This is a genomic window from Streptomyces sp. NPDC104831 (assembly GCF_055583025.1).
In genome coordinates, this window is sequence record NZ_JBVJOT010000051.1 from 16,911 (window position 1) to 34,705 (window position 17,795).

The following is a 17,795-nucleotide window of genomic DNA, read 5'->3' on the forward strand; positions in this document are numbered from 1 at the left end:
GGTTGGCTGGCACGCGTTCTGCGCTCGCTGCCAGCCCAGCAGTACACCGACGTGAATGGAAACGGCTCTCTCGGCTAGCATCGTCCCAGCTCAAGAAGTGTTGTCCCCGCGCGAGCGGGGGTTGCTCTCTGTACGGCGGCCAGGACCCGCGGATCGGTTTGTCGTCCCCGCGCGAGCGGGGGTTGCTCGCCACGATGGCCTGCGTCGCGTCCTCGGCCGTGGTCGTCCCCGCGCGAGCGGGGGTTGCTCGATCCTCGCCCACCACTGGCCGCGCATCCCGAAGTCGTCCCCGCGCGAGCGGGGGTTGCTCCGTCTCGCGCAGCTCCTCACCACCATCCGCGACGTCGTCCCCGCGCGAGCGGGGGTTGCTCGTGCGGCCATGACGACCACTGGCCCCCGTTGCCGTCGTCCCCGCGCGAGCGGGGGTTGCTCGCGGTACCTGACGCGCACAGCGGTCACGGCCGGGTCGTCCCCGCGCGAGCGGGGGTTGCTCGTGTGCCACGCCCGCATGTCCAGCTCGCCGAGGCGACCATCCCCGAGTTCGCGGGGATAGCCCAGGTGCCCGATCGGCCGATGGGAGGCCTTGGCCGTCGACCCCGCGTCCCGCGGGGGCAGCCCTCCGCCGGCTCCGGCTGCTTCACTGCCTCTGGGGCCGTTCCTATGCCCGTCGGGGTCCGAGCGGCAGCAGCGGTGGCTGGCACGCGTTCTGCGCCCAGCACCACGATCGACGTGAATGAAAACAGCTTCCCCGGCTAGCATCGTCCCAGCTCAAGAAGTGTCGTCCCCGCGCGAGCGGGGGTTGCCCGTACGTGCGGTTCATCGCCCCGCCGCTCTTGCCGTCGTCCCCGCGCGAGCGGGGGTTGCCCGCACTGGGCGCCGTCCCGCTCCGCCAACCGGGCGTCGTCCCCGCGCGAGCGGGGGTTGCCCCCGGTTCACCCTCGCCGTGTCCCGCACCCAGATGTCGTCCCCGCGCGAGCGGGGGTTGCCCTACACGCTCGTGGCTGCCGTGGTGGTCCGGGTCGTCGTCCCCGCGCGAGCGGGGGTTGCCCGCCCCCGACTGGTGGCCGGGGGTGGAGAGGCGGGTCGTCCCCGCGCGAGCGGGGGTTGCCCGGGCCTGAAGGACGAGCAGGCGGCGATCGAGCGGTCGTCCCCGCGCGAGCGGGGGTTGCCCGCGCGCTCTCGGCCTCACTGGCGACTTCGTATCGTCGTCCCCGCGCGAGCGGGGGTTGCCCGGGGATCTGACCATGGGACTGTTCAACCGCAAGGTCGTCCCCGCGCGAGCGGGGGTTGCCCGCGCCTCATCGCCGTGGGCGCCGGCAGCTACACGTCGTCCCCGCGCTCGCGGGGGTAGCTCCTCGGGCGCGCGGTCTCGGCTCTGCGCCAGGAGATCCAGGCGATGGGCCAAGGCAGCATCAACGCCCGCCTGGACAAGGTCGTCTCGACCGAGGTCTACACGCTCCAGTCCGCCTACACCGACCAGCGCATCACCGCGTTGTCGCAGGAGATCCAGAAAATCCGCGACGGGCGTGACGCCCTGGAGGACGCGTTCGAGCAGTACCAGAGAGACGAACGGGACCGGCGCGAGCGTGAGCGGCAGGCCCGGCTCTACCAGATGGTCCTGCCCGTCATCATGGGGCTTCTGTCCGCGGCGATCGCGGTGTGGGCGGTGGTAGCACGATGAGCGTCGCGCGTAGGGCAGGCAGGACGCACCGGCGGCTGCCGCGGGCGGAGTGGCTGATCGCGGCGACCGGCGTGATGATCGCGGCCTTCATGGGCTGGCTGGCCGTCCAGGTGGTGGCCTTGTCGGCAGACTTGCACGCTGCGAACGGAGCCCGGGACGCGCTGGCCCGCCAGGTGGAGGGCTTGGGCGGGACGCCGGTCGCCGGGCCGCCCGGGAGCCGCGGCGAGCGGGGGCTTCGGTGACTGGGCCGCTCGGCCCGGCCGGTGGTTCCGGTGCGCCTGGGGAGCGCGGCCCGTCCGGGTCCCCGGGGCCGTCAGGTTCGCCGGGAAGGAAGGGCGCCGACGGCGTGGACGGCGCTGCCGGCGCGGCGGGGGGATGTGTCTAAAACAGGGAATCCCCAGGTCAGGTCGGTTAGGGCCTCCGGTGTCAAAACGAGGATGTCAGTTCTCCAAACGGCTAGGGCAGCGGTCTCGATCGTCTCCAGTTACGCTTCCCGCGTCCTCTGGTCGGTCATCTCGTGCGCTCCTGTTCAGGGCCCGCAGCCGCCGGGGGGCTGCTCAGTAGAGCGTGTGAGAGCCGTCGGGGAGCCAGCCTTCGAGGAATCCTGCGAGCAGGGTGGTGATCCCCTGAGGCGTCACTTGTCTGCGGTGACAGCGCAGATCTTCCAGGGTCCACAGGGTGTGCCGGTTGCCTCTTTCGCATGCTGCGTGCGCTTGCGCGTTGCTGATGCGGGAGATGAGCACGTGTGTCTGCGTTACCCGCTCGTACGTCCAGGCCTGGTCTCTGCCTGAGGTGTGAATCCCCCGGACGTCGACGAAGCGTGGGTTGGTGATCCCGAAGGCCGTCGCGAGATAGGCGCGGGCTTGGCGGACGGGTTCGTCGTGCGTGTCGAGGCGGAGGGTCGGAACGGTCCAGTCTCCACAGCAGGCACCGCACAGCAGCAGGCGCCGGTCGTCGCTCACGAGCAGCAGGAGGGCGCGCCGGTCCTGCTGTGCGCCGGGAATGTGGCCGATGTTCACTTCTCAACCCTCCATGCGTGCTACTTAAATAGTAAGCATGGAGGGTGTTCCGGGCGTGTACTGCCGCGTTCTCGGCCGGTGCCGGCTGCCTCTGGCGGGTCGTTCCGCGTGCCAGGGAAAGAGGAGGTTGTCCAGGGTGCCCAGCCCGAACAGCTCAAGGGCGTGTCGCGCCCCCGCCCGGCGCGGCAGCCGTGCTGGAGGCGCCGGAGCAGGTGCGGGCCGGGTGGGCTGCGGCCGGCGTCCGCTGACCGGCCGCCCTCTGCGGCCGTGAGCACAGACAGGGCGGCCGGGACGCAATCGGGCCCCGGGGATGACCGGCGTTCCGTATCACGGCGGGTCAGAGCCGGTGATGCGGTCGAACCCGCTCAGCATCGCCGTCAGCTCCTGAGCACACTCGCACACGCTGCACAGCCGCGCCCCGGGGGTCTTCGCGATGTTCAGCGCGTTCTCCAGATCGGGCAGCGGCGCGCCCTGCGGTGCTTCCTCGCAGTCCGGCGCGTCCAGCACCCCCTCCGGGGCCGGGCTCTCCGCGCATCGCCGCTGGCATTCAGCCCGAATGCCGGCGCTCCCCGAGGACGTCTCGGACCACCGACTCCAACTGCTCGGGGCAGGTCTTCACGCCCGGGCGGCTTCACCCGACCGAGTACACGAGCCGAGCGCGGCGGCGGATGCGTTCAGCTCGGCACCCCAGCCGCGGTCGTCTCCGTACGAAGGGCCCGCACCGAAGCGTGGGCCCGTCGTCCTGTATTCCGGGGAGAAGCGGCTGCCCGCCAGGTCAGTGGCGCGCGAGGTGTGAGCGGACGGTGTAGCTCCCGGGGGCGGGGGTGGTGACCGTGTAGTCCGACATGTTGGCGCAGGTGTAGATGTCTTTGCCCGGCTCTTTCGTGGCCTTGTGCCGGTACGCCCGGAACTTCAGTGGTTGTCCGTCGGCTTTTACGCCGGTGTAGGAGACGGTGACCGCGGGGATGTCCGCGCAGGTGCGGATGCCGTCGAACTTCTCGATGAACGCGTTGGCCGAGTTCTTGAAGCCGGCGAAGTTCTTCGGGAGGCGCCAGGCGCCGATCGTGCGTACCTTCCCTGTCCTTGACCGTGCCGGTGTAGACGGGCCCGGACCGGGTGTTCGTCTTCCTGGCGGTGATGGTGTACTTCCGGCCCGCCACGTACTTCAGGTCATCGATGCCGCACGTGACACCGTCTTCGCCGTCGGCGCCGTCGTGGCAGTTGGAGCGAAGGGAGGCGGCACCGGCGCCGAAGAAGGAGAAGCGGACGCCGGCCTTGCCGTTGGGGTGCGGCTGGATGCCCGAGTAGACGACCGTCGTTCCCCGAGGCCGGTTCACCGCGAAGGCGGTGTGGACGTGCTTCCTGCCGGCGGTGAAGGGCTACGCCCTCCGGCCCGGGTTCACGGCTGAGCTGTCGGTGCGTGGGGGGCTGTGGACATGGTGATGGTTTCGACGCCTGGGTTGTGCCGGGTGACGTCGCGCAGGCCCAGACGGCGGTAGAAAGCGTGGGCCCGCTGGTTGGCGGCGAAGACGTCCAGGACCAGGGGGCGCTTTTCTTGCGCGGCACGGTGGATGAGTGTGGTCAGGATGCTGGTGCCGATACCGAGTCCCTGGTGGTCGGGGTGGATCTCCAGCCGGGACAGGTAGATGTCGGTGGGGCGCTGCTGGATGTGCAGGATGCCGGTGTCACGGGCGCCTGCGGTGATGATCTGCCAGGCGCCGGGGGTGAACAGGCGGTTGTGGTGGTGCCGCTCGGCTTCCTCGTTCCAGCCCCATGCCGCGGTGATGGCGGGCCGCATGGCGGCGGCGTGCAGTTGGAAGCACACCTCGCGGTCGGCTTCGGTGGCCGGGCGCAGTGCGACGGGTGTCATGAGGGGTGAGCCGCCTTGTCCCCGGGACCGTGGCGGGGGGTGGCTCGCAGGCGCAGCCCCGTCGGGGTCAGGGCACCGAAGGTGGTGACCTGGTGGCTGGGTGCGGGGCCGGGTGGTTCGTGGAGACGGTAGCGGCGGGCGGTCTCCGCAGTGAGCAGGCTCAGCTCGGCCAGGGCCATGGCTGTTCCCTCGCAGCCGCGGGGTCCTGTGCTGAAAGCAAGGAAGACCCCTGGGGTGGTGAGGGAGCCGGTGGCATCCAGCCAGCGTTCGGGCCGGAACGTCTCGGGATCGCGGTGTTCGCGGGCGTCGCGGTGGGCGGTGTAGGGGCAGACCAGCACCGTGGTCCCCGGCGCCACGGGGTAGCCGGACAGCTCCGTCGGCGTGATCGCCTTGCGGGCCAGCAACCAGTTCGGCGGCCACAGTCTGAGGACTTCACGGACCAGGGCCTGGGTGTAGCGCAGGCGGTCCAGATGGTCCCCGGTGACGGCGTGCGGATCGGCGGGCAGTGACTGCGCCTCGGCGGCGACCTTGTCCGCCGCGTCCGGGTGACTTGCCAGGGTGAGCAGGATCCAGCCCAGGGCGCGAGTGGGGGTCTCCGCGGTCGCGACGATCAGCCCGGTCAGGCTGTCGATGACCGCTTCGACCGGTAGCGACCCGTACCGGGAGGTGGGCTGGAGCATCTGCCCCAGCAGGTCCTCGCCCAGCTCTCCGGTCTCGCGCCGCCGCGCGATCACCCGTCGCAGTTCGCTCGCGAAGGCCTTCTGCCGGCGGGCCAGGAACCGCCGTGCCGGGGTGGGCACCCACCCCGGCAAAGGCCAGGAGCCGATGATGCCCTCACGGGCCCGGGCCAGCTCCGCTCCGGCGTCCAGGAGGCTTTCGGCGTCCTGGGAGAACAGGTAGCGCCCGCCGATGTCGGCCAGCGCGCGCTGGGCACGTGCCAGCACGTCGATGTCGCAGCCGGCCGGCCAGTCGGTGGCGAACCGGACCGCCTGCGGGGCGATCACCGCGATCCGTTCCGCCACCGCCTTCGGCCGCAGGGCCCGCATCCGGGCTGCGTGCCCGTGCACCCGCTCCTCGGCACCGGGCCCGGCGCCGCCGACGCGAGGCGTGGGCAAGAACGTGCCGGGCAGCGTCGCGTACTCGTACGTCGCGCGCCGCAGCACCGTCTCGCAGGGCCCTGCCGTGGCCGCCACGAACGTTCCCGGCCGCAACTGCCACACTCCACCGCACTCACGGGCCGCCCGCACCGCCACCCCCAGACGATCACGACGCCAGCTGGCCGCCGTCACACCACCGGCGGGAACCGGGGGCCGCCGCCCCTGCGCCACCTGCTCCACCTCGCCTCCCCCTGTCCCCAGATCGTGCCGAAATCGTGCCGAACCCGGCCGGACGCACCCCCCGAGCGGCCGCGACCGCAAGGCCCGGCCAGGCGACAAGCGCCTCAGTTGTGCCAGTACAGCGGGTAAGCGCCGAACCGGTGAGCGCCGACCATTTCACGCAGCTTCCGGAACATGTCTCCACCTCCCTCCCACACCCGGGGGACCCCACAAGGGGCCCTATCAGAAAAATGCCCATACAGTGCAATCACACACGGCCTATGCGGAGCGCATAGGCGCACAGGAGAAGATCCGCACCCGCCGTCACCACGACGCACACCACCCGCACGCCCCGCACCGACGGACCAGACGCACCCTGCAGCTCGCCGCAGATCGCTTCGTCCCCGCCGGTACCGAAGTGTCCGCAGCTGCCACCGCGGTGACCGCCGTGATCTCGCTGGCGGCGCTGCTCGCAGTAGCCCGGCAGTCGTTCTGGGATCGACGTCTCCCAGGCCGTCCTTTGGCCGGGGACCGCGCCCCGGCGGTCTCGGTCCGGCTCGAAGAACCGGCATGGCCGCTGTGGGCCTGGTCCCACGTCGGGATGCCCTGCAACCCGTGGCCCAACGGCCACGACTGGCACTTCCCCGAGCGGGAGGGCGAACACACGGTCCTCCAGGCTGCGGTCGTGCTGGAGAACCTCAGCAACCGGGCAGTGGAGGCCCGCTTCGAGGGCGACTTCGCCGTCGCGGCGGACGACAACCGCGTGCTGCGCGCACCCTCCCCGATCGCCGTGCCTGCCCGAGATGCCGCCGGCACGGCCGGACAGGTGCGGGTCTTCCTGCAGGCAGACTTCACTGCGAAGGAGCTGTCGGAGAACTACGAGGCCCGTGAGCAGGGCCGGCCGCGTCCGTACCGGGCGGCCGGGACGATCTCGTGTGGGACCACCGGGACAACGGCACCACCGGCACCTGGGACCTGAGCCTGACCGGCTGCCCGATCCAACCTCACGAGACCCGCGGCAGTGAGTCCTTTCCAACCCGCCGATGTGGGTGTGCAGTTGGGGTGACAACGTGGCGAAGCCCCTGCTAGATGGGTTTCGACCAAGAAATCGGTCTCCACCAGAGGCTTCGTGTGCTTGTCTACCCGTCGGGTGTCGACGTGTCCAGTTCTGGGCTGCGCTTCCTGTCCGCCAAGCTCCGTCAGCGCCGCCGGGAGCTCGGAACCCGCTGGAGGCGCCTGAGTGTGGGCCGCCAGGCCCTGCTCACTCTTGCCCATCTCTGCAACGGCCACCCGTATGCCCAGCTCGCAGCCGGGTTCGAAGTCGGGACGACGACGGCATACCGCTACGTCACCGAGGCCGTGGATCTCCTGGCCGCACTTGCGCCCACCTTGGCCGATGCCGTCCGCGCCGCCTCGATGAAGGCGTTCGTCCTCCTGGACGGCACGCTCCTGCCGATCGACCGCACACATGCGGAACGGCCCTTCTACTGCGGCAAACACAAAAGACACGGCATGAACGTGCAAGTCCTCACCGATCCCTTCGGCCGACTGCTCCGGGCCTCACCGGCCCTGCCCGGAGCCGTCCACGACATCCGCGCGGCTCGCGAACACGGCATCATCGACGCCCTTGCCCAGGACCACGTCCCCTGCTGGGCCGACAAGGGCTACCGAGGCGCCGGCGGCACGGTCTGTATCCCGTACTGGGGACGATGGGAGACCCTCTCCCAGGGCAAGAGGTCGGTCAACCGCTCCCACGCGAAGATCCGCGCCCTCGTCGAGCAAGCCATGGCCACCCTCAAATACTGGAGGCTCCTGCGGAAGCTCCGGTGCTCCACCACCCGGGTCACCGCCCTCGTCCAAGCCGTCCTCACCCTGCATCTGGCCAGCTCAAACCGATGATGGAAAAGGCTCACTGTCTCCGTCATCTCGTTGTCGACAGCCTGTCCAGACAGACGTGCCAGACGGAGAGGTAGACAGGAGTGCGCTGACTTGCCATCAGCCCGTGCACTCACGTCCACGCGGCGGGCCAAAAATCCTGCAGCACGGCGGCCCGGCCGCCATCGCGGCCACATGGCCGTCGAAGTCGTGTACCGAGCCCGTTCTCCTTCCCGACGTGGGCAACGAGCAGCAAGGCGGCCAGAATGTCACTCCGGAGCGCCTGGCTCCCGGCATCGCTTCGATGTTCTCGTCCCGTGGCAGACGGGCTGGGGCAGTAGGACGCGGAAAGTGCAGCCTTGGCCGGGGGCGGTGTCGAGGGTGATGTGGCCGGCGTGGGCGGTGACGAGGGCGTGGGCGATGGCGAGGCCGAGGCCGGAACCGCCGGTGGCACGGGTGCGGGAGTCGTCGGTGCGGTAGAAGCGGTCGAAGACGTGGGCGCGTTCGGTGGCGGTGAGGCCGGGGCCTTGGTCGGCGACCTCCAGGACCGCGTGCCGGCCGACGGTGCCGACGCCGATACGGATGGGGGTGCCGGGAGGGGTGTGGGTGACGGCGTTGCCGATGAGGTTGGTGACGACTTGGCGCAGTCGGGCCTCGTCGGCGTGTGCCGGAGCGGTGGCGGGCTTTCCGCCGCCGGGTCCGGTCAGGGTCACCGGGCGCGTGGCGTCCAGGGCCCGGACGTCGTGGAGGGCGTCGGCGGCGAGGGTGCGCAGGTCCATGGGGGCGAGGTCGAGGGCGAAGGCGGGCTCTCGGGTGGGACCCGTGCCCTCGGTGTCCTCGTCGAGGCGGGCGAGGAGGAACATCTCCTCGACGAGCCGGGTGAGGCGTGCGGACTCCTCGGCGATGCGGGTCATCGTCTGGTCGATGTCCTCGCGGGTGGGCATGGCGCCCATGCGGTACAGGTCGGTGTAGCCCTTGATGCCGACGAGAGGGGTCCGCAGTTCGTGGCTGGCGTCGGCGAAGAAGCGCCGGGTTCTCGCCTCGGCCTCGGCGCGGGCCCGGAAGGCCGTGTCGATGCGGGCGAGCATCTGGTTGAGGCAGGCGGTCAGGCGTCCCACTTCGGTGTTCGGGGCGGCCAGTTCGGGGACGCGGTGGGAGTAGTCGCCGGCGGTGATCGCTGTCGCGGTCTCCTCGATCCGGGTCAGGGGGCGCAGTCCGGAGCGTACGGCGAACCGGCCGGCGACGCCCAGGACCGCGAGCAGTACCGCGCCTGCCGTCAGGGAGAGGTTGCGGGTCTTGGTGACGGTGCGGTGCACCTCTTCGAGGGAGGTGGCCACGACGACGCTGCCGTGGGGCGCGGAGCTGTCCGGGGGGAAGACCTGGGCGGGCTGGGTCAGGGCGATGACCCGCCAGTCGTGCGCGCCGTCGCGCGCGGGGACGGTGAAGGGGCGGCCCCGGTGGGCGAGGACGGTGGCCCGGTCGAGGCGGGGCAGGTCGGGGCCGCCGCCCGGGGGTGTGGTGCTGGTATCGAAGGTCCTGCGGGTGGCGCCGGTGTCGGTCACGTACGTGACGGTCGTGTCGCCGAGCACGCTGAGGGCACGCACGCTCGGCGGGGTGCCGGCGCCGGACGGCGGTGCCAGCCGGGCGGCGATCTGTCCGGTCAGGACGAGCCGGTCGTCCACCCGGTCCTGGAGGTAGCCGCGCAGGGCCGTGGTGACGAGCAGTCCCGTGCCGAGGAGACCGACGGCGACCAGCGCGACGGACAGGCACAGCAGACGGGTGCGCAGCGACATTCGGCCGAGCCACGCCCCGGGCGGAGGAAAGCGGCTCACGGCCGGGGCTCGCGGATGACGTAGCCGACGCCGCGGACGGTGTGGATGAGTCTGGGCCCGTCGGTGTCGACCTTGCGGCGCAGGTAGCTGATGTAGGTGTCGACGATGCTGGGGTCGCCGCCGAAGTCGTACTCCCACACGCTGTCCAGGATCTGGCTCTTCGACATGGTGCGTCCCGCGTTGGCGACCAGGAAGTGCAGGAGGCGGAATTCCGTCGGGGACAGCCGTACGGTCCGCCCCGCCCGGGTGACGTGGTGGCTGTCGGGCTCGAGCTGCAGATCGCCGACGGTGAGGCGGGCCGGTGACTCGCCCCGGGTGCGCCGCAGTACGGCATGGATACGGGCGATCAGCTCCTCCAGGTCGAAGGGTTTGGTGACGTAGTCGTCGCCGCCGAGGCGCAGGCCGTGCAGCCGGTCCTGCCGGTCCTCGCGCGCGGTGACGAAGAGGACCGGCACGTCGCCGCCCCGGCCGGGCAGGGGCGAGCGGGGCTGGGCGCGCAGCCGGCGGATCACCTCGAAGCCGTCCATGTCCGGGAGCATGACGTCCAGGAGAACGAGATCGGGGGCGTGCCGCGCGGCCAGGTCCAGGGCTTCCCGGCCGGTGGCGGCGGCGTCGACGTCGAACCCGGTGTAGCGCAGGGCGGTGCGCAGCAGCTCCCTGACGGTGGGCTCGTCGTCGACGACGAGCAGGTGGTCCGGGCCGCCCGCGGTGCGCGGGGGAGTTGTCAGTGCCGCCATGGTCGTGGTCGCCGCCTTTCCCCGATGCCACGGTGCCGCTTCGCGCGGGTGTTGCTCAACGGTCTTCTCAGGAGATCACATGGCCTCAGGGGACCGGGTCCGACGTGAGGGCGCGCCGCCCGGACGCGGTACCGGACGCTTCCGCGGCGCGTTCGCGGCGCCGTGCCCGTTGGCCCTGGAGGCGGCTCCCGCCGTACGCGGCGAGGGCGGCCGCGACGAACGCGGTGAGCGCGGACAGCCGGGGGCTCGACTCGAGGCCGGCGCGCAGGCCGCCCATCTCGCTGCCCATCAGGCTAACGCCGATACGCAGCGAGCCGCGTGCGAGGTAGGGGAGCACGAACGTCGCGGCGCCGACCGCGATGCCCATGCGCACGGCGGTGTCCGTGTGGCGGTCCAGGAGGGAGTCGGCGTCCTCCCGAGCGGTGCGGACCGGGGTGCGGGCGGCGGCGACGTATCCGGCGAGGAGCAGCAGGAGCAGGGTGAGCAGCAGCCCGAGCACCCACAGTGGTACGCCGGCGCCGGCCCAGTGTCCGAGGTCCACCACACGGTCCCGGTCGGTCCCGCCGTCCTGCTCCCCCGCGCCGAGCATGCCGACCATCCCTCCGCCCTCGGGCCGCAGCCGCCGCACCCCCGCCTCCCAAGAGGTGCCCGCCCCCGCGGTGAGCAGTGCGGCGATCAGGTTGGGACCGGCGAGCAGCAGCGCGCCCGCGGCCTCGGCCGCTCGCTCCCGGCCGGTCAGCGCCGCGGCCCCAGCGAGTACGGCGACGGCCAGGGCGGCGCAGCACAGCACGGCCGCGGTCCCCGTCAGGGCCGACAGGACGGCGTGCCACTTCAGCCGCGGCCCGCCGAGGGCGACGGGGCGGGGCAGCGCCGTACGGCGGGCGGCGAGGCAGCCGACCGCGAGGACTGCGGCCACGCCCAGGCAGCCGAGGAACGCGGTGGTGACGACATCGGTCCGGAAGCTCACCGAGGACAGGCCCGAGGCGAGCCCACCGCCTGCCCCGCCGCCGAACCGGCCGGAGCCGGCGCGTTCGCCGATCCTGTCCTTGATGTTCTCCGGCAGCCGGGCCGTGCCCCGCGCCAGGACGGCGCACACCGGGAGGGCCACTGCCGTGATCGCCAGTGCGCCGCCGCACCGCGCCCACAGCATCGCGGGGGTGGGCCGTGCCCGGCGGCGCAGCGGCCGGAAGAACCCCGTGGCCAGGACGGCCGTGCCCAGGAAGGACAGCGTCAGGGGGGTCAGCGCCACCTCGCCGTCCAGTCCGAGGCTCAGGCCGCCACCACCGAGCAGCCCACCGAGTCCTCCCGTGTCGGCGGACCCGGCGGATCCGGTGGCCGATTCGAGGGTGATGCCGCCGCCGACGGCGAGACTCATCAGCGCCGGCACCAGCCGGGCAACCGGTGCGACGGCGCCCGCACCGAGGAGGACGAGGGCGGCCCAGGCGGTGGCGGCCATGGTAACGAGGGCGGTCAGGGTGGCGAGGGCGCCTGCGAGGGCGTGACGCCACACGGGAAGGGAGGGGCGGGACGGCGGTGCGGACATGAGCGGACTCCTCCGAGCGGGGAACGGGGTTCAGGTACCGGACACATGGCCCGCGGCCGCGCCGACGGGGCCGGCGTTGCCCGCCCCGGCCGTGCCTTGGCGCGAGCCCTCCAGCCGCTCCCCCTCCACATCGAGGTTGGGTACGAGCCGGTCCAGCCAGCGGGGAAGGCTCCAGGCCCGCCGGCCGAGGAGGGCCAGCACCGCCGGGACGAGCGTCATACGGACGACGAACGCGTCGAAGAAGACGGCGGCGGCGAGCCCGAACCCGATGGTCTTGAGGATCTGCTCCTCGGAGCCCAGGAACGCGGCGAACACCGAGACCATGATCACGGCAGCGGCGGTCACTACCCGTGCGCTGTGCTCGAACCCGCTGATCACACAGTCCTTCGGTGACTGCCCGTGGACGTACGCCTCGCGCATCCGGGTCACCAGGAACACCTCGTAGTCCATGGCGAGGCCGAAGACGACACCCACCATGAAGATCGGCATGATCGACACCACCGGCCCCGGCTCCGTGACGCCGAAGACGGACCCGAGCCAGCCCCACTGGAAGACCGCGACCACCGCGCCGAGCCCGGCCAGCACCGACAGCAGGAAGCCGAGCGCGGCCTTGAGTGGGACGAGCAGGGAGCGGAAGACCGCGATGAGCAGCACGAACGCCAGACCGACTACAAGGGCCAGGTACGGGATCAGCGCGTCCGACAGCTTCTGCGAGACGTCGACGTTCATCGCGGTCGTGCCAGTGACGAGCACCCGGGCGTCGGCGTCCCGGGCGAGCGCCGGCTCGCGCAGCGCGTGCACGAGGTCGGCGGTCTCCGTACTGCTCGGGGACGTGGCCGGTACGACGCTCAGCACGGCGGTGTCACCGGAGGCGCTCAGCCGGGGCTGTCCCACGACGGTGACGTCCGCGCGGTCGTCGATCCGCCCGGTGACGGTCTTGGCAGCCTGTTCGGCACTGCCGCCGTCGCCATCGGCCTGGACGACCACGGTGAGCGGGCCGTTGAAGCCCGGTCCGAAACCTTCGGCGATCATGTCGTAGGCCCGGCGCTGGGTCGTCGAGACGGGCTTGCTGTCGTCGCCGGGCAGGCCCATCTCCAGGGACGCGGCCGGGAGCGCGACCACGCCGAGCAGCACGACGCCCCCGAGGAGTACGGCCACCGGGCGCCGGGTGACGAACCGGGCCCAGCGCACGCCCGCGCCGGGCCGCTGTCGACCCTTCCGCCGTGGACGGGCCGGGCCTATCCGGCGTCCGCAGAGCCCGAGCAGGGCGGGGATCAGAGTGATGGCGATGAGCACCGCGATGACGACCGTGCCCGCCGCGGCGAGGCCCATCTGGGTCAGCATCGGAATGCCGACCACGGACAGGCCGGCGAGGGCGATGACCACGGTAAGCCCGGCGAACACCACAGCCGAGCCCGCGGTGCCCACCGCGTGCCCGGCCGCCTCCACACGGTCGCGGCCGCGCGCGAGTTCGGCCCGGTAGCGGGAGACCACGAACAGGGCGTAGTCGATGCCCACGGCCAGTCCGATCATCACCGCGAGGCTGGTCGTCGTGGAGCCGAGGCCCAGCGGTTCGGCCAGCACCCGGATGAGCAGCGCGCCGAAGCCGACGCCGAGCACGGCGGTCAGCAGCGGCAGGCCGGCCGCGAGCAGCGAGCCGAAGGTGAGGACGAGCACCACGGCGGCCACCGCGAGGCCCATGGCCTCGGAGGAGTGACCGGCGCCCCTGGCCTCGACGGCGTTGCCGCCCGCCTCCACGGACAGCTCCGGCGAGGCGGCCCGCTCGACGGTGTCCCGCAGCGCGGTGCGGGAGCCGTCCTCCAGCTTCGAGGCGGACACCTCGTAGGAGACCTGGGCGTAGGCGGTGGTGCCGTCCTTGCTCACGGAACGGGTGGCGAACGGGTCGGTGACACGGGCGACCTGCGGAGCGTCCTTGAGGGCGCGGACCGTCTCGCCGATGGCCCGGCGCGTCCCGGAATCGGTGACCTTGCCGTCCTCGGCACGGAACACGACCCGGGCGGTCGCTCCGTCCGCCTTCAGCTCGGGGAAGTCCCGCTCCAGCAGGTCGTACGCCTGCTGTGCCTCGGTGCCGGGCATGGAGAAGTCGTTCGGCGGGGCTGCGGGGGCCCGGCCGGCCAGCACCCCCGCTCCCACGAGCAGTACCACCCACAGCAATGCGACCGGCCAGCGCCTCCGGAAGGAGAACCGGCCCAGCCTGCAGAGGAATGTCGCCACGGAAAGGGCTCCCAGTCGGATCGGGCGTGCAGAAGTTCCGTCGCCGACGCTGTCAGCCCTCTCTGACCGGACCCGGAGAGTTCCTGGGAGTTTCCTGGGAGTCCGGGCCGCCGTCACAGGGTCATAACAGACATACCCGCCGTCAGTGCGGCCCGGTTCACAGGAAACTCCCGGACGGTGTCAGCCCAGGCCGGCGAGGTGCGCGCCGATCCGCAGGAAGGCCCGGACGAACGGGGCGACCGGCACGGACGGCGAGATGACCTGGGAGCCGAAGTGGACGACGACGAGATCGAGTCCGGGCGAGACGAACAGCCGCTGGCCGTGGATGCCACTGGCCATGTAGGAGCCGTGCGGGTCGTTCGGGATCCACCACAGGTCGTGGTACGACAGCGTGGCCGGCGCCGTCGGCGGGGCGGCGGGGAGGCGTACGCGGCGGGAATAGCCGTCGGGGACGTCGGCGGTGATGGACGTGACCACCTCCTCCGGCACGACCTGGCGGCTGCCGACCGCTCCGCCGCAGCGCAGCATCTCCCCAAGGCGGGCCACGTCACGGGCCGTGGCGCTGAAGCCGCCGCACGCCGCCTCGACACCCTCGCCGTCGAGGACGTAGTAGGCGTCCTCCTCCGCGCCGATCCGGGACCAGATCAGTTCGCCGAGCAGCGCGGAGGTGCTCAGGCCGGTGACGCGGCGCAGGACTTCGGCGAGTGCCTCGACGTTGCCGTTCTCGTAGCGGAACTCCGTTCCCGGTGCCCCGGTGGCGCGGGCGGTCAGGAGGTGCTCGCGGATGGTGGCGGGACCGCTGTAGCCGAACGGGCGCAGCTGGGGCGCTATGACGGCGTAGTAGCGCTGGGCCTCGATGGCCTTGTCGTAGGGCCGCCCGGCATAGCTCACCTGGGTGCCCATGTGCAGCAGGTCCTCGACACGGGCCTCTCCGAATGCGGTTTTGGCAAGCTCGGGGACGTAGGCGTCCGTCCGGGCCGAGCGGTCCAGGAGCCCCTCGTGCGCCAGCATCGCCGCGAGGAGGCCGAGGTAGGACTTGGCCGCCGACGCGTTGAAGTGCGGGACATGAGGCGCTCCGCCGTGCGGATACTCCTCGTGGACGACCACGCCTCGGTGCAGGACGAGGAAGGCGTCGGTCTGCGCCGTCGCGAACAGGTCCGGCAGGGTGGCCGTCGCAGCGCCGAGGCCGAGGTCGAGGGTGTCGAGGCCGGCGGGCTCGGCGGGGAGGGTCCGGGCGGGGCCGGGGCCGCGCCACACGCGGCGGCTCGGGGAGAGTTCGCGGCCGGCCGAGGTGAAGCGGCGGATCCAGCCGGGGTCGGTGTAGCCGCGGGTCCACAGCAGGTCGCCCAGCCGGGCGTCCGTGTCGGTCATCTCAACTCCGTTGACGCAGAGGTCTTGAACGGGAACGCCGTTAACGTACAACCTGTTCGATAACTACGACAGCACGCGGCGCTCGCCTTCCCGCCCCCGGGCGCCGTACGAGCCTGGAGATGCCCACCCCCGCACCGGGGGTGCCACCTCCACCCCCTCCCGAGCCGCAGGAGTGCCTCATGGCCGAACCGTCCTCGTCCGCACCATCCCGCTCAGGCGCCGCGGCGGCCTCACCAGGCGCCGGGGATACGGACCGGCGGCGCGCGTGGCTGATCGCCGCGATGATCGTGGCATTCATGCTGGTCAACTACGCCGACAAGTCCGTCCTGGGGCTGGCGGCCGTGCCGATCATGGACGAGTTCGGCATCAGCAACAGCACCTACGGCATGGTCTCCAGCTCGTTCTCGCTGCTGTTCAGCCTCTCGGGGCTGGCCGTCGGCTTCGTCTCCACTCGGCTCTCCAGCCGCGTGCTGCTGTTCGGCATGGCCGTCGTGTGGGCGGTGGCCCAGCTGCCGGTGCTGTTCGTGGCGTCAGTGCCGGCACTGGTCGCCGGGCGGGTGCTCCTGGGGGCGGCCGAGGGACCGGCCGCGTCGATGTCGATGCACGCGCTCTACAAGTGGTTCCCGGCGGACCGGCGGGGGCTGCCCTCGGCACTGCAGATCGGGGGCGCGGCCCTCGGCACGCTGATGGCCGCGCCGGCCGTGACCGGGCTGATCGGCGCCTTCGGCTGGCGCTCCGCGTTCGGGGCGCTGGCCGTACTGAGCCTGGTGTGGGCGCTGGCGTGGTGGCGGGTGGGGCACGACGGCCCGTACGGCGAGCCCCGGACGGCGGCCGCCGTGGTGGGCGGGCAGCGGCTGCCGTACCGGCGCCTGCTGCTGAACGGAACGGTGCTGGGCAGCATCGCCGCGGCGTTCGGCGCGTCCTGGGCCCTGGCGCTCAGCCACGCATGGCTGCCCGCGTACCTGCGCACGCAGCTCGACATGGCGCCGGGCACGGCGGCCACGCTGATCAGCACGGTCTCGGCGTTCAGTCTCGTGCTGCTGCTCTCAATGCCGCCGGTGCTGGACACGCTCCGCCGCCGGGGACTGTCGGACCGGTGGTCGCGCGGCATCCCGCAGGGAGTCGCGGTGGCGGTGGCGGCGCTGGCCATGACCGCGCTGCCGTTCGTCGACGCACGAGGAGCCCATCTCGCACTGCTCACCGTGGCGTTCGGGGGCCACGCCATCGTCTTCCCGCTGCACTACATGACCACCTCGGCCGTCGTCCCCCCGCTCCAGCGGGGCGCGGTGTTCGGCATCGTCGCGGCGTCCGGCACCCTGCCGGGGCTGGTGGCTCCGTATCTGACCGGCCACCTGCTGGACTCCGCGCCCTCGCAGGACGCCGGCTACACCCACGCGTTCCTGCTCTCCGGCGGGGTGATGCTGGTGTGCGGGGTGATCGCGCTGCTCACGGTCCGGCCGGACCGGGACGCACGACGGCTGAGCCCGGACACGGGGCAGCCGGCTGGGGACGTACAGCGGCCCTGCCTGGGCACACAGCGACCGGGCGAGGACGCGTAAACGGCCGAACGAGGCTCGGGGCGGTCCCCCACCCCGGACGACCTGGCCCTGCCCCGGGCCACCCACCCGGCGCGGGCACCCGGCCCCCGCCCCGGGGATGCCGGTCCCGCCGCTCAGGCCGGCGGCTCGAAGCCGCTGGCCCAGTAGCGGCCGCGCATCGCGAGGTCGAGCAGCATGCGCACGACCTCCTCCGCGGGCAGGGACGGTGCGTCCTGCTCGACCCACCAGCGCAGCACCGCCAGCTGCTCCCCCACCCACACCCGGGCGAGCAGCTCGGGGTCGATGCGCGGCTTGACGGCGTTGCGCTCCGCGCGCGCTCGGAACTCCTCCGCGGTGGCGTGCGCGCAGGCGTCGACGAACATCCGAAGCGGTTTGCCGTCTCCCTCGCCGCGCAGCACGATCCGGTACAGGTCGCGTTCCTCGCGCGCGTGCCGCAGCATCTCCAGGACCGGCTTGCCGGTGAAGCCGACCGTGCTGTCGGCGACGGCCGGGGCCAGCCGTTCGCCGAGTCCGGCCAGCAGGTCGGCCGTGACCCGGGCGAACAGGTCCTCCTTGTCCCGGAAGTGGGCGTAGAAGGTCGCCCGGGCCACGTCGGCGCGCTCGGTGATGTCCTCCACGGTCAGCGCGGTGAAGCCACGTTCCAGGACGAGTTCCACCAGGGCCGACCCCAGCGCGCGTCTCGACCGTCTGGTCCGTCTGTCCTCGGCCATGGAGTCCTCCTCGATCCTCGCGCCTCGGTGCGCGCCCAGTGTAGGAG

At 72.1% G+C, this 17,795-nt stretch carries 16 protein-coding genes and 2 CRISPR repeat arrays; of the genes, 6 read left to right on the top strand and 10 right to left on the bottom strand.

The genetic code is table 11. The features are described 5' to 3' along the window. The first annotated feature begins 99 nt into the window (after positions 1-99). Positions 100-495: a CRISPR direct-repeat array (repeat unit 29 nt). Positions 496-777: 282 nt separating this feature from the next. Further along, positions 778-1,355: direct repeats of the CRISPR family, unit length 29 nt; unit sequence GTCGTCCCCGCGCGAGCGGGGGTTGCCCG. A 41-nt stretch (positions 1,356-1,396) separates the two neighbouring features. Beyond that, positions 1,397-1,681 (top strand): hypothetical protein, encoded by a 285-nt coding sequence (locus tag ACZ63H_RS29405; RefSeq protein WP_469870172.1) that lies wholly within the window; start codon positions 1,397-1,399, stop codon positions 1,679-1,681. Continuing rightward, positions 1,678-1,923 carry a hypothetical protein gene (locus ACZ63H_RS29410; protein ID WP_469870174.1) on the top strand — a complete coding sequence of 82 codons (246 nt, stop codon included), beginning with the start codon at positions 1,678-1,680 and terminating at the stop codon, positions 1,921-1,923. The genes ACZ63H_RS29405 and ACZ63H_RS29410 overlap by 4 nt, the downstream gene beginning before the upstream one ends. 315 nt (positions 1,924-2,238) lie before the next feature. On the opposite strand, the gene ACZ63H_RS29415 is transcribed toward ACZ63H_RS29410, so the two are convergent. Continuing rightward, positions 2,239-2,700, bottom strand: coding sequence for a hypothetical protein (locus ACZ63H_RS29415; protein ID WP_469870176.1), 462 nt, complete (start codon positions 2,698-2,700; stop codon positions 2,239-2,241). A gap of 327 nt (positions 2,701-3,027) precedes the next feature. Continuing rightward, entirely contained in the window at positions 3,028-3,207 is a 180-nt protein-coding gene (locus ACZ63H_RS29420; protein WP_469870178.1) for a DUF6233 domain-containing protein, read from the bottom strand. A 458-nt stretch (positions 3,208-3,665) separates the two neighbouring features. On the opposite strand from ACZ63H_RS29420, the gene ACZ63H_RS29425 reads away from it, so the two are divergent. Beyond that, positions 3,666-4,109 (top strand): hypothetical protein, encoded by a 444-nt coding sequence (locus tag ACZ63H_RS29425; RefSeq protein WP_469870180.1) that lies wholly within the window; start codon positions 3,666-3,668, stop codon positions 4,107-4,109. Here ACZ63H_RS29425 and ACZ63H_RS29430 read toward each other — a convergent pair. Both ACZ63H_RS29430 and ACZ63H_RS29435 read right to left on the bottom strand, forming a co-directional pair. Beyond that, the gene (locus ACZ63H_RS29430) at positions 4,100-4,570 is read right to left on the bottom strand and encodes a GNAT family N-acetyltransferase (RefSeq protein WP_469870182.1); all 471 of its coding nucleotides are present in this window, start codon (positions 4,568-4,570) and stop codon (positions 4,100-4,102) included. The two genes, ACZ63H_RS29425 and ACZ63H_RS29430, sit on opposite strands and share 10 nt — an antisense overlap. Beyond that, a complete protein-coding gene (locus tag ACZ63H_RS29435) occupies positions 4,567-5,763 on the bottom strand; it encodes a cytochrome P450 (RefSeq protein WP_469870184.1) in 1,197 nt (398 codons plus the stop codon). Before ACZ63H_RS29435 ends, ACZ63H_RS29430 begins: the two co-directional genes overlap by 4 nt. Positions 5,764-6,304: 541 nt before the next feature. Here ACZ63H_RS29435 and ACZ63H_RS29440 point away from each other — a divergent pair. Both ACZ63H_RS29440 and ACZ63H_RS29445 read left to right on the top strand, forming a co-directional pair. Beyond that, positions 6,305-6,865 (top strand): hypothetical protein, encoded by a 561-nt coding sequence (locus ACZ63H_RS29440; RefSeq protein ID WP_469870186.1) that lies wholly within the window; start codon positions 6,305-6,307, stop codon positions 6,863-6,865. 152 nt (positions 6,866-7,017) lie between these two features. After that, positions 7,018-7,785, top strand: coding sequence for a transposase family protein (locus tag ACZ63H_RS29445; protein ID WP_469870254.1), 768 nt, complete (start codon positions 7,018-7,020; stop codon positions 7,783-7,785). A 245-nt stretch (positions 7,786-8,030) separates the two neighbouring features. Here ACZ63H_RS29445 and ACZ63H_RS29450 read toward each other — a convergent pair whose 3' ends face one another. The 5 genes from ACZ63H_RS29450 to ACZ63H_RS29470 all read right to left on the bottom strand — a co-directional run bounded on the left by ACZ63H_RS29450 (position 8,031) and on the right by ACZ63H_RS29470 (position 15,479). Further along, on the bottom strand, positions 8,031-9,554 hold the full coding sequence (locus tag ACZ63H_RS29450; RefSeq protein ID WP_469870188.1) for an ATP-binding protein: 1,524 nt from the start codon (positions 9,552-9,554) through the stop codon (positions 8,031-8,033). A 35-nt stretch (positions 9,555-9,589) separates the two neighbouring features. After that, on the bottom strand, positions 9,590-10,330 hold the full coding sequence (locus ACZ63H_RS29455; RefSeq protein ID WP_469870190.1) for a response regulator transcription factor: 741 nt from the start codon (positions 10,328-10,330) through the stop codon (positions 9,590-9,592). 85 nt (positions 10,331-10,415) lie between these two features. Next, entirely contained in the window at positions 10,416-11,873 is a 1,458-nt protein-coding gene (locus tag ACZ63H_RS29460; RefSeq protein ID WP_469870192.1) for a streptophobe family protein, read from the bottom strand. Positions 11,874-11,903: 30 nt separating this feature from the next. Continuing rightward, entirely contained in the window at positions 11,904-14,108 is a 2,205-nt protein-coding gene (locus tag ACZ63H_RS29465; RefSeq protein WP_469870194.1) for an MMPL family transporter, read from the bottom strand. A gap of 180 nt (positions 14,109-14,288) precedes the next feature. Continuing rightward, positions 14,289-15,479, bottom strand: coding sequence for a serine hydrolase domain-containing protein (locus tag ACZ63H_RS29470; RefSeq protein ID WP_469870196.1), 1,191 nt, complete (start codon positions 15,477-15,479; stop codon positions 14,289-14,291). Between the two features lie 179 nt (positions 15,480-15,658). Here ACZ63H_RS29470 and ACZ63H_RS29475 point away from each other — a divergent pair, with 179 nt between their 5' ends. Next, a complete protein-coding gene (locus tag ACZ63H_RS29475; protein ID WP_469870198.1) occupies positions 15,659-17,038 on the top strand; it encodes an MFS transporter in 1,380 nt (459 codons plus the stop codon). 113 nt (positions 17,039-17,151) lie between these two features. Here ACZ63H_RS29475 and ACZ63H_RS29480 read toward each other — a convergent pair whose 3' ends face one another. Next, positions 17,152-17,748 carry a TetR/AcrR family transcriptional regulator gene (locus tag ACZ63H_RS29480; protein WP_469870200.1) on the bottom strand — a complete coding sequence of 199 codons (597 nt, stop codon included), beginning with the start codon at positions 17,746-17,748 and terminating at the stop codon, positions 17,152-17,154. Between the last annotated feature and the right edge of the window lie 47 nt (positions 17,749-17,795).

Excerpts from the sequence above, each read along its gene's own strand:
- ACZ63H_RS29470 (WP_469870196.1), bottom strand. The coding sequence starts at position 15,479 with ATGACCGACACGGACGCCCGGCTGGGCGACCTGCTGTGGACCCGCGGC.
- ACZ63H_RS29475 (WP_469870198.1), top strand. The coding sequence starts at position 15,659 with ATGGCCGAACCGTCCTCGTCCGCACCATCCCGCTCAGGCGCCGCGGCG.
- ACZ63H_RS29455 (WP_469870190.1), bottom strand. The coding sequence starts at position 10,330 with ATGGCGGCACTGACAACTCCCCCGCGCACCGCGGGCGGCCCGGACCAC.
- ACZ63H_RS29480 (WP_469870200.1), bottom strand. The coding sequence starts at position 17,748 with ATGGCCGAGGACAGACGGACCAGACGGTCGAGACGCGCGCTGGGGTCG.
- ACZ63H_RS29405 (WP_469870172.1), top strand. The coding sequence starts at position 1,397 with ATGGGCCAAGGCAGCATCAACGCCCGCCTGGACAAGGTCGTCTCGACC.
- ACZ63H_RS29430 (WP_469870182.1), bottom strand. The coding sequence starts at position 4,570 with ATGACACCCGTCGCACTGCGCCCGGCCACCGAAGCCGACCGCGAGGTG.
- ACZ63H_RS29425 (WP_469870180.1), top strand. The coding sequence starts at position 3,666 with ATGTCCGCGCAGGTGCGGATGCCGTCGAACTTCTCGATGAACGCGTTG.
- ACZ63H_RS29450 (WP_469870188.1), bottom strand. The coding sequence starts at position 9,554 with ATGTCGCTGCGCACCCGTCTGCTGTGCCTGTCCGTCGCGCTGGTCGCC.
- ACZ63H_RS29460 (WP_469870192.1), bottom strand. The coding sequence starts at position 11,873 with ATGTCCGCACCGCCGTCCCGCCCCTCCCTTCCCGTGTGGCGTCACGCC.
- ACZ63H_RS29410 (WP_469870174.1), top strand. The coding sequence starts at position 1,678 with ATGAGCGTCGCGCGTAGGGCAGGCAGGACGCACCGGCGGCTGCCGCGG.